The following is a 9,261-nucleotide window of genomic DNA, read 5'->3' on the forward strand; positions in this document are numbered from 1 at the left end:
TCAGATTGCCTGTTGCGGTTTATAAGGCAAAAGCGAATAGGTGTGCACATTATTTAACGACATATTGCGAAGGTCTTTTTGCCTCCTTATGGTGATAGAAGTCGAATAAATTCGCAGAGCAAACTAGGGGGCCCAAGTATGTTCTGCGAATCCCTTTTCAATACAAAAGATAGGCCAACTAATCATCTCGACCACCTTTTCACACATAGTTCGACAAAAAACGCCGGACTAAAAAAGAGAGGAGAAGAAATGGGTAGAGAAGAAATCGTCGGCAAGCTATCCGAGCGTCATGAAGGGGTTCACCATGTTTATACAACATGCGTGAACAACGGATGCTGGGATGCAAGCTGCATCATGAAGTGCGCCGTAAAGGACAATAAAATAATTTCAATCGAGCCTGATGACTCCATCCATCCAAACAACGCCCGTGAGGATGTAGGCGATGAAGCCATCAATCAAGGCATGATTCAGATGCGTGGATGCCCTATGGGTCACGCATGGCGACAAGAACTGTACGCCGAGAGTCGTTTGCTATACCCAATGAAACGCATTGGAGGCAAGGGCGCTGGCAACGGACATTTTGAGCGCATTTCATGGGAGGAAGCGCTTGATACTATCGCGGAAAAAATGCGTGAAGTAAGCGACAAATATGGGGATGCCTCAATCGCTTATTGCCAATATTCCGCTTTTGAACATTCCGATCTTCCTCTTGCTCCATGGCTGCGCGGCGCGCTGGCAACATGGGGCGACCATTCTACTTCTGGCGGACATGCGGGTGAAGAATTTTTTGCCGGAGTAGACCTTGTTGACATAATGTTTAACGGCACGTCTCAATCGTATCCGGGCTTTGAGGCTCCAGACCTGCTGAACAGCGACCTTATCGTACTTTGGGGATTTGATCCTTTAGTCGGATGGTTTGGCGCAGTTCCGTATTACATGAAGCTTGCTCAGGAACGCGGATGCAAGGTTGTTTGCATAGAGCCACGCTACACGGTTTCTTGCGAAGTTTTGGCAGATCAGTGGATTCCTATTCGCCCCGGCACCGACATGGCTTTAATGTTAGCCATAGCGTATGTGCTCTACACCGAAGATTTATATGACCATGAATTTGTAGATCAATATGTTGAACCTGTAGGTTTTGAAACATGGCGTAAGTATGTAGTAGGTGAAGTTGACGGCGAACCTAAAACTCCAGAGTGGGCAGCACCGCTTACTGGCATTCCTGCTGAAACTATCCTCGCTTTCGCGCGCCTTTACGGCAACGCAAAAGCAGCTCATCTGCAGGTACATTATTCAGTTTCCAAGCGCAACTTGGGCGACTATGCCGGTGCAGGCGCTATGCTGCTGCAAGCCATGACCGGAAATATTGCTCGCCCCGGCGGCTGCGAGTCGGGATGCTCTCTTGTTACTATGCCGCACGTGATTCCACCGAACCTAGATTGGGGTCGCGCTCCAACCGAATTCTTCCCACCAGTGGTGTGCAATAACAACAAGATTACAGAAGCTATCTATTGCAGGCCTCTATACGATGCTGGCGAAATGCCCGAAGAGGAATATCGCCGTCGCATCGGCGCACCGCTAGATTCACCTCTACCAAACATTCACATGATTATCATGGACAACAATTATGCGAACAACCAGCACAATGTGAATAAGCGCATGCGCGGTTATGCATCTATGGATTTCTCGTGGGGTTGGCAGTGGCATGAGGGTCAGCCTTCCGCAGAGTTCCTAGACATTGTTCTTCCAGCACCTATCCATCAGTTTGAAACCATGGACACATACTTCTTTGGTAACGAGCGTATGTTCTTAGGACCTTGCGGCATGCGCAACTACTTCGTGTATTGCGACCAAGCAGTAGAACCGCCTGAGGAAGTTCGCCCTAAGGAATGGGTATGGATGCAGATAGCAAAACGCTTGGGTATTGGCGAGAAATACAGCTCGAAACTTTGCCAATACGACGACCCTAAAGAGTTTACTGAAGGCGTTAAAGCGATTTATCGCGAGGGATACGAAACTTGGGCACGCGACGATTACGGCATGCTTGCCGCAGCTGGCATTACGCCCCTACCTTGGGAAGAGTTCGTTAAGCACCCCATTATTCGCGTTCCTATGGAAGAGCCGTTCTATCCATTCAAGAACTGCATAGAAGCAGGTGTAAGTCCGTTTATTACTCCTTCCGGTAAGTTTGAATTCGATTCAAACTACATCAAGGAAAACCCGCTGCCTCAGACAAAATACCGCGGCGAGTTCAACACTTACCCGGTTTGGCAGCCTAAGTACCAAGATGTTCCCGCCAACGATAGTTACTATCATCCAAAGACCGGCGAATTCCCGCTTTCACTTGTAACGCCTGTTACGTCTTATCGTCAGCATTCGTCTAACGATAAAAATCCATGGATGCGCGATGATGTATACAAACATGCGGTGTGGATCAACCCAGCCGACGCGGTACCTCGTGGCATCAAAGACGGCGATATGTGCAGCGTATACAACGAATTAGGCGAAGTTCGCATACCTGCCTTTGTTACTTCCCGCACAATTCCCGGTACTGTATCTATACACCACGGTTCATGGTATCGCCCTGACACAACGGAAGTAACAGACAAGATGCCCTATGGTGTCGATCAAGGTGGAAACTGTAATTTGCTTATCGGCGATACGCATCTCCCGCACATCATTGGAGCACTTTTGACTGCGGGTCTAGTGCAGATCAAGAAGTTTGGAGGAGATGAATAATGACACAATATGGATTCTTTTTCGACCAAACGCGTTGTTACGGATGTCAAGCGTGCTCAATAGCTTGCAAAGACTGGAATGACATAGCGCCCGGTCCTGAAAAGTGGATGTGTGTATATGAATGGGAAGTTGGAACATTTCCCGAAGTGCGCCTGCATGAGCTAGCTTTCTCTTGCGGCCACTGCGAGGAACCAGCTTGTATCGGTGCTTGCGCTCACGGTGCAATCTTCAAAGATGACAAGTATGGCACCGTATTGATAGATAAAGAAAAGTGCGAAGGCGATCGCAACTGCTTCGCCGCCTGCCCTTACGGATCCATCAAATTCGCAAGTGATGATAAATCTGAAAAAGCGAGCAAATGCACCATGTGTATCGATCGCTTGGAAAAAGGCTATCTTCCCGAGTGTGTTATGTCCTGCCCAATGCGCGCGCTGGACTTCGGTCCCCTTGATGAACTTCGCGCAAAATATGGAGATTGCTCTCAGTTAGAAGAAATGCCTGCACCGACCACAAAACCGGCATGGATAGCCAAGCCTATCGGGGATAAAAGACAACTTTTGCCATACGATGCAGACGAGGCTATTAAGTTGAGTATGCAGAGGGGAGATCTGCCGCCGGTGTTTACGAATGCCGAAGACATTACGCCGGAAGACGGTGTTATCAGACGCAACAAACTTATCATGAAAAACGCCACCGCAGAAGATGTCATGCTTAATACCACTAACAATCAGGGTTAAAAGCTCAAAAGTTCGGGGCGGCAATTTGGTTTAGCCGCCCCACACCGCTAGTGTTAATCGCTTAGCTCGCGTAAATTGCCGTGAACCGCTTATTGCGCAATTTTCACTTTGCGGGTTTTGCTTTTGCTTTTTGCTTCGCAGCTTTTACTCTGTGTTTTCCTTCGCATGACTTCCTTAGTGTATTGAAGGAGTTAATATGTCCGAAATTAAAAAACAAAGATATGGTAATTGGATTCTTATAGCAGTTGCATTGCTGCTGTTCGGTACTGCAATCGCCACAACGCAGTTCAAAGTGCCAGTAATTATGGCAAACCTGATGGAACAGTTCAGTATGGACCCAGACGGTGCATCATGGCTTATGTCCATCTTCACGTTTGTTGGGATTGTGCTTGCCTTACCAACAGGAATGCTTGCCAAGCAGTTCGGTCCCAAGAACATGCTAGTTGCAGCAGCGGCTATTATGGCGGTTGGCTCGCTTATAGGCGCATTTTCAACTAGCAGCTTAATGCTTATTATTTCGCGCGGCATTGAAGGCGTGGCATTTATCTTCGTAACCATTTGCGGTCCGCTTGCCGTGCAAAAATATGCTGCACCAGACAAAATAGGTTCCGCCACAGGAATTTGGGCACTTTGGGTATGCCTAGGTTCGGTAGTAGGTGGCACGCTAACCCCGTCGCTATTCTCCGCTACAGGATTTATGGGCGTTTGGATTATTTATGCAATAGCGGTAGTTGTTTTTATCGTTGGCGTAATCGTATTTGTGAAGCTGCCGGATGGCGAGGCTTCTGCTGCTAGCGAGGTCGATATTGCCGGCATCGAGGCTGAGGCTGAGGCTGGGGTTGAAGCTGGCGCTGGCGCTGGCGAAATTAGAGCAGCTCACGCAGCAGAAAAAGTAAGCTATGCAACATTTTTCAAGCCTAATACTTTGCTGTTCTTCTTTACGTTCCTAGCCTTTAACATGGTGCTGATGGCTGTGCTTTCTTTCTCGCCTACGTGGATGCAACTTCAAGGTATAGACCCAACAGTATCCGGATTTATCAGCACGCTTCCTATGCTGCTTGCTGTTATAGCCTCACCAACATTTGGCTCTCTGGCAGACAGATTGGGTCGCTGCAAACCTCTGTACATAATAGGCATGCTAGCCATGGGTCCTTGCGCATTCCTAATGCTTACAGGCTCCGATGCCATGCTGTGGGTTGGCGCTGTTTTGATGGGTCTTTTGGGCTTGGGCGTTCCGGTGATGTGTCTTACATCGTTTAATGGCGTTCTAGCTGAGCCAAAACTTGCTTCAGTTGGCATGGGTGTACTTATGTTGGTGCAAAGTCTTGGACAGTTTTTGGGAACATTTATTTCCCCAATGCTGCTTGGACCAGCATCAGACCAGTGGATGACCCTTGGAATTGCCATGCTGATAATTGGACTTATCGGTACGTTGTCTATTGTTGTATGTAAGTTTAAATAATGCGATAGCGTAAAACAGTGGAACGAAAAGCGACGCTTTCTTGTGCTTTCTCGTTCCACTGTTATATCTATAGCGTATCTACCATGCAGCTCTCTGAGGAATTAAGGCTTCAATTCTTATAAGATCTAGTTCAGGATAAAACGTATACACCAAATCAAATGGATTATTAGCCACCTTGCGTACACCGTCACCAAATTCTTCCCGAATAGACATGGGAATATTAGCACTACCAAATTCAGCGAACATTTCGATATTATCCAGGTCTTCTAATATCCTTGATTCAACCTTGGGCGAAGTAACCATAGCTAAATCATTCGCAAATCTTTCAGAAAACTCTAGTCTAGGCATTTATAGCCTCGCGCTTTTTCGCAACAGCAGCAAGCAAATCTTCACGCGATGAATAGTAAAGCCCTTCGTAAAAATCATGTCTAGATTCTCGTAGAGCATCAGTCATGCGCTGCTCGTAGATAGCATCCTGAACCGCTTGGTCTACTGCATGCTGGAAAACCTCTTCCGACATGAACACATACTTACCCCAACCATTTTCTGTAATATGAACAATTTCGTTGTCAGCCTTGCTTTTAATTTCCCGCTGTTGATTTTTCAAAGCTGTAGAAGGATATATTGCAGGCATAGCAACTCCTCTTATTAGGAACCTAATATCATACTTAATTACGAACTTAATTATATCCATTTTTAAGCAAAAAGGCTTCCTAGCTATAAATCTAATCAAACCACCAATAAACACACCCTACAGAACCAAGGCAAACACATTTTCGATTTTGGTCAAGCCCCATTCATGCTCCTTAAGGTTGATGTCGCACATTGCAAAAAGAACATCCTACAAATTAGATTCAATGCAGCATTCAGCAAGAATTCTATTTCCAGCAAACTCAGTAACACAATTTAAATATTTACACTCGCAGTCATGGTCTTGTCACACTCGCAGTCTAATGCTATAGTGTTCAGCATAGCGATAGGAGTAACCATGAACAATAACTCTAGCCTCATAAACTGCATCACCTTGCTGCATGAAACCGAAGAGAGTCTTCGTGATGCTATCGCATGTTTTGTTACGCATAAGACATTCCCCGATGAAAGAATTGCCGACCTCCTAAAAGAAGCGTCAAATATTCAGGGAATCAGTGACCGACTTGCCGCAATCGATAAAACGGCATACAGTGACTTCGCATCTCCCAATAAAACCCCTATTGCAAAAATGCGTCTAAACGAAATAGATGATAGTGTCATCAATCGCGGAAAAGCATTCTTAGAAAGTCAACTAAAAACTGAATTGCCTGTCTTTTTCGTCGATAATTCACGTCTATACAAAATCGGATCCAAAAGATCTACGGAAGAAGCCGGTGTATGGATGAAGAGTGTCTCTATGGATATAGCAAAGCAAATTATGATTGCCATTGAGAAAACTGGACACGTTAAGGAACTTTTCACACGGCTAGAAATACAAGAGTCGATGCCAAGTGCATGGCCTGCATATTATGTCGAGATTGTTTTTTCGGCTTTATTGGAAAACGGAATTCTAACCAAACCAAAGCGCGGGCACTACCATATCGAAATCTCTGATGTTTACCGGTGGATTAGCATTTTGGAAAAACTACCGAAAAGAGGTGATTTAATGAATGTCGCAAATTAGGGTTTCCCCGCCCATGCGTCGAGGAAACCCCTTAGTGTGATAAAACACTCCACAAAATTGATTTTATCGCAATTCATATTAAAGCGCATGGGCTTTCCATAAATAAATGAACATAAACGAAAGGACTCTAGATATGGAAAAGTTCATTGTAAACTCTGAAGTAGACAGACGTGGTTATCATGAAGTACACAGATTGACCTGCAATCACCTTCCCAGTCCAATACACTGCGAAGATTTAGGGTATTGTACAGACGAATATGAGGCGCTATACAAAGCAAAGCAATATCGCTACGAACACAGTGATGGGTGTTACTACTGCTGCGAACTCATACATAATCACTAAGAAAATTCGCTAACTATCAATCCAGAAATGGTTCCTTTATTCGGAGTCATTTCTGGATAATTCCACTTTCTTAGCCATTAGTTCTCTCGTATTATTCTTTAGCATCTCATACATATCCACACGCTTGCCCAATGACTACGAAAATAGTTCAGTTTTCGCAAGATTAGAAAAGTGTAATACATCAAGTTTCGCAACAACTAGCACTGTATTTTTAGTTTAGAGTGCTAGTGCTGCCTTAGATTACATATAAAACGCCTATTCAAGTTAATGTTTTGAACTTATCGTCAATACTGGTTTTGGAAAGACCGCAAATCAAGTTCTTTAATTGACCTCATATCATGTTTCTTGAAACTATCACCAATCCTTAATCCTCTGAATCATCAAGTAATGCTGCAGGATTAATAGCAGGAAGCGTCATCTTTCCCAACGGCGACATTAACGATGCCATTTCTATCAAATCACGAATCTTTCCCCATATAAAGACAATTAGATTCGGTGCTAATATGCCCTTAAGAACATCTTCATGAGCCTCGTCATATTCACACGAAGCACCACCAATCATGCCGCATTTTGCCTTGAATTCTGCTGGACCTCGCTCTCCCTGAAAAACAACCACCCAAGTTACTTCTATTGAACCGTTACAGAGAAGCCTATCGCCATCGCGATTGAAAGCTAAACCTCGATTAATGTCTAACTTAGACTCAGCGCCCTCTATTGCTGGCTTATCATCACAATTCTCAATAAGATCCCTAATATCAAAAGAAAAATGAATCAGATGCGAAGCGTCGTATTTCAAAAAAGATTCAATATCCATTATGCAGCCTCAATCAATGAACCTGGTTTGATGTGCTCGTATTTTTGCTTAGTATGCGGAAAATTCATGTTAGCTGTAGCGGACTTATGAAACCTACTCTCAGATACAAACGACGCCCACGAACTTGCCGGAATATTCCATCGAACACAGAAACTTGGTTCCTCATTTTTCGAAAAACTGTCATTTATATCCATCTTAGGCATCTCAAAACCCGCATTGGCAATCAATAGACTAGCAGCTTGCGGAAACTCCCTCATCAATCGCATGAGATTGTCTGCTGTCTTTGATTGTATAACAGCACCTGTTTCCCATCGACTAGCAGTTGGTGAAGCTACTCCTAGCATCTGCTCGAATTGATTTTGCTTCAATCCATAACTAGAACGAAGCGATCTTATCTCCTGAGGAGACAATAAACCATGCAGTTCACGATAGATTTGATTTTCGGCTTTATCGAGAGCGTCAAGATCTTTACTCTCAAATTCAACCTCACCGCAAGACGCGCATTTCCAATGCTCCACCCCTTTGACTTCCATAGTCTCGCCCTTAAAGACAGACTGAATAGGATCTAAGGAGCGCAACATCTCCTTGCCGCATTCCATGCACTTCATACTATCTCCTTCAATATGGATATCCATTCCACTTGCACGATAAAACACGAACTTTCACTTCGCTGTCTTCTACCATGAATTTTACATACCATGTCGTGTCGTCATAATCGACATGATAGACATCGCCCACTTGACCAGGAAACTTGTCCAATTTCAGAGTCTTGTAAAACCCCTCAGACCGCATGGCATCAAATACTTCTTTTACGACCTCTGTCACATACATATCAGGATACCGAGTGCGCACGAATTCCCTAACTCTGCTAATAACAGTAAAATCATCATTAGCAATAAGTCGCTTCACTTCTTGAAGATCATATTTTGGACCAGTTCCTATAGTTCACCTCACATGTATAAATTTAGCATGATGCTAAATTTATATCAACTAGTCGACAATTATTTCACTATTAAGAAAGTACCACCACAGCCGACTTTTCTGAATCTGATGTTTTTTGTCACTTTTTGCCTCCATTTTGGGTCCGACCGTTAATATTTTTAGCATATATCCAACACTGGTTTCGGAAAAACCCAATAACTTGGAGCTCTGATAATGGGCGCTTAAAAGCTACCAAAATCCTTTGATTTCTCTGTTCGTACCTTACAATTTATATAAGTTATCAGTTCAGAATATATATTTGAGTGATCTACCAACACAGTTTTGTTGAACGCCCAATAACTATCATTTTTATACATTAGCAAACTTCAAATTCTCTATATTACATAATTGTAATTTTACGGCTTTCCTCATTTTCTGTTGTTTTGGCAATTCGTGAGTTCCTCTTTAGGGTCGATTTCTCGATTCCTTTCAAAACTGTGTTGGTGGGCTGATCTTGATGTGATCAGTCGGTTCAAGATGCAAGCTCCCACAAACTAGAATCAGTGTGTCTGCGATGCGTATAGAGTAATC

At 44.1% G+C, this 9,261-nt stretch carries 9 protein-coding genes; 4 read left to right on the forward strand and 5 right to left on the reverse strand.

Going from position 1 to position 9,261, the window contains the following annotated elements:
- Window positions 1–249: 249 nt before the first annotated feature.
- From G7Y46_RS07185 to G7Y46_RS07195, 3 genes are all read left to right on the forward strand, one after another.
- Window positions 250–2,739 (forward strand): molybdopterin-dependent oxidoreductase, encoded by a 2,490-nt coding sequence (locus G7Y46_RS07185; protein WP_165253625.1) that lies wholly within the window; start codon window positions 250–252, stop codon window positions 2,737–2,739.
- Entirely contained in the window at window positions 2,739–3,476 is a 738-nt protein-coding gene (locus tag G7Y46_RS07190) for a 4Fe-4S dicluster domain-containing protein (RefSeq protein WP_165062598.1), read from the forward strand. The genes G7Y46_RS07185 and G7Y46_RS07190 overlap by 1 nt, the downstream gene beginning before the upstream one ends.
- A gap of 196 nt (window positions 3,477–3,672) precedes the next feature.
- Window positions 3,673–4,938 (forward strand): MFS transporter, encoded by a 1,266-nt coding sequence (locus G7Y46_RS07195; protein WP_165253627.1) that lies wholly within the window; start codon window positions 3,673–3,675, stop codon window positions 4,936–4,938.
- 78 nt (window positions 4,939–5,016) lie between these two features.
- Here G7Y46_RS07195 and G7Y46_RS07200 read toward each other — a convergent pair whose 3' ends face one another.
- Both G7Y46_RS07200 and G7Y46_RS07205 read right to left on the reverse strand, forming a co-directional pair.
- Window positions 5,017–5,286, reverse strand: coding sequence for a sirohydrochlorin cobaltochelatase (locus G7Y46_RS07200; protein WP_165253629.1), 270 nt, complete (start codon window positions 5,284–5,286; stop codon window positions 5,017–5,019).
- Window positions 5,279–5,572, reverse strand: a complete 294-nt coding sequence (locus G7Y46_RS07205; RefSeq protein ID WP_165253631.1) for a sodium:proline symporter — start codon at window positions 5,570–5,572, stop codon at window positions 5,279–5,281. The genes G7Y46_RS07200 and G7Y46_RS07205 overlap by 8 nt, the downstream gene beginning before the upstream one ends.
- Window positions 5,573–5,926: 354 nt before the next feature.
- Here G7Y46_RS07205 and G7Y46_RS07210 point away from each other — a divergent pair, with 354 nt between their 5' ends.
- Complete coding sequence (locus G7Y46_RS07210) at window positions 5,927–6,592, forward strand: hypothetical protein (protein ID WP_165253633.1); 666 nt, start codon at window positions 5,927–5,929, stop codon at window positions 6,590–6,592.
- 707 nt (window positions 6,593–7,299) lie between these two features.
- On the opposite strand, the gene G7Y46_RS07215 is transcribed toward G7Y46_RS07210, so the two are convergent.
- From G7Y46_RS07215 to G7Y46_RS07225, 3 genes are read right to left on the reverse strand one after another with little or no spacing between them, the layout of a single operon-like run.
- Complete coding sequence (locus tag G7Y46_RS07215) at window positions 7,300–7,749, reverse strand: hypothetical protein (RefSeq protein WP_165253635.1); 450 nt, start codon at window positions 7,747–7,749, stop codon at window positions 7,300–7,302.
- Window positions 7,749–8,357 (reverse strand): type II toxin-antitoxin system MqsA family antitoxin, encoded by a 609-nt coding sequence (locus G7Y46_RS07220; RefSeq protein WP_165253637.1) that lies wholly within the window; start codon window positions 8,355–8,357, stop codon window positions 7,749–7,751. Before G7Y46_RS07220 ends, G7Y46_RS07215 begins: the two co-directional genes overlap by 1 nt.
- 10 nt (window positions 8,358–8,367) lie before the next feature.
- Window positions 8,368–8,691 (reverse strand): type II toxin-antitoxin system MqsR family toxin, encoded by a 324-nt coding sequence (locus G7Y46_RS07225; protein ID WP_277424170.1) that lies wholly within the window; start codon window positions 8,689–8,691, stop codon window positions 8,368–8,370.
- Window positions 8,692–9,261: the final 570 nt, after the last annotated feature.

Source organism: Adlercreutzia sp. ZJ304, assembly GCF_011039075.1.
Taxonomy (GTDB): domain Bacteria; phylum Actinomycetota; class Coriobacteriia; order Coriobacteriales; family Eggerthellaceae; genus Adlercreutzia_A.

What these genes read in the sequence shown, in the direction of transcription:
- G7Y46_RS07215 (WP_165253635.1), bottom strand. Translation starts at nt 7,749, where the DNA reads ATGGATATTGAATCTTTTTTGAAATACGACGCTTCGCATCTGATTCAT.
- G7Y46_RS07220 (WP_165253637.1), bottom strand. Translation starts at nt 8,357, where the DNA reads ATGAAGTGCATGGAATGCGGCAAGGAGATGTTGCGCTCCTTAGATCCT.
- G7Y46_RS07190 (WP_165062598.1), top strand. Translation starts at nt 2,739, where the DNA reads ATGACACAATATGGATTCTTTTTCGACCAAACGCGTTGTTACGGATGT.
- G7Y46_RS07205 (WP_165253631.1), bottom strand. Translation starts at nt 5,572, where the DNA reads ATGCCTGCAATATATCCTTCTACAGCTTTGAAAAATCAACAGCGGGAA.
- G7Y46_RS07185 (WP_165253625.1), top strand. Translation starts at nt 250, where the DNA reads ATGGGTAGAGAAGAAATCGTCGGCAAGCTATCCGAGCGTCATGAAGGG.
- G7Y46_RS07210 (WP_165253633.1), top strand. Translation starts at nt 5,927, where the DNA reads ATGAACAATAACTCTAGCCTCATAAACTGCATCACCTTGCTGCATGAA.
- G7Y46_RS07195 (WP_165253627.1), top strand. Translation starts at nt 3,673, where the DNA reads ATGTCCGAAATTAAAAAACAAAGATATGGTAATTGGATTCTTATAGCA.
- G7Y46_RS07200 (WP_165253629.1), bottom strand. Translation starts at nt 5,286, where the DNA reads ATGCCTAGACTAGAGTTTTCTGAAAGATTTGCGAATGATTTAGCTATG.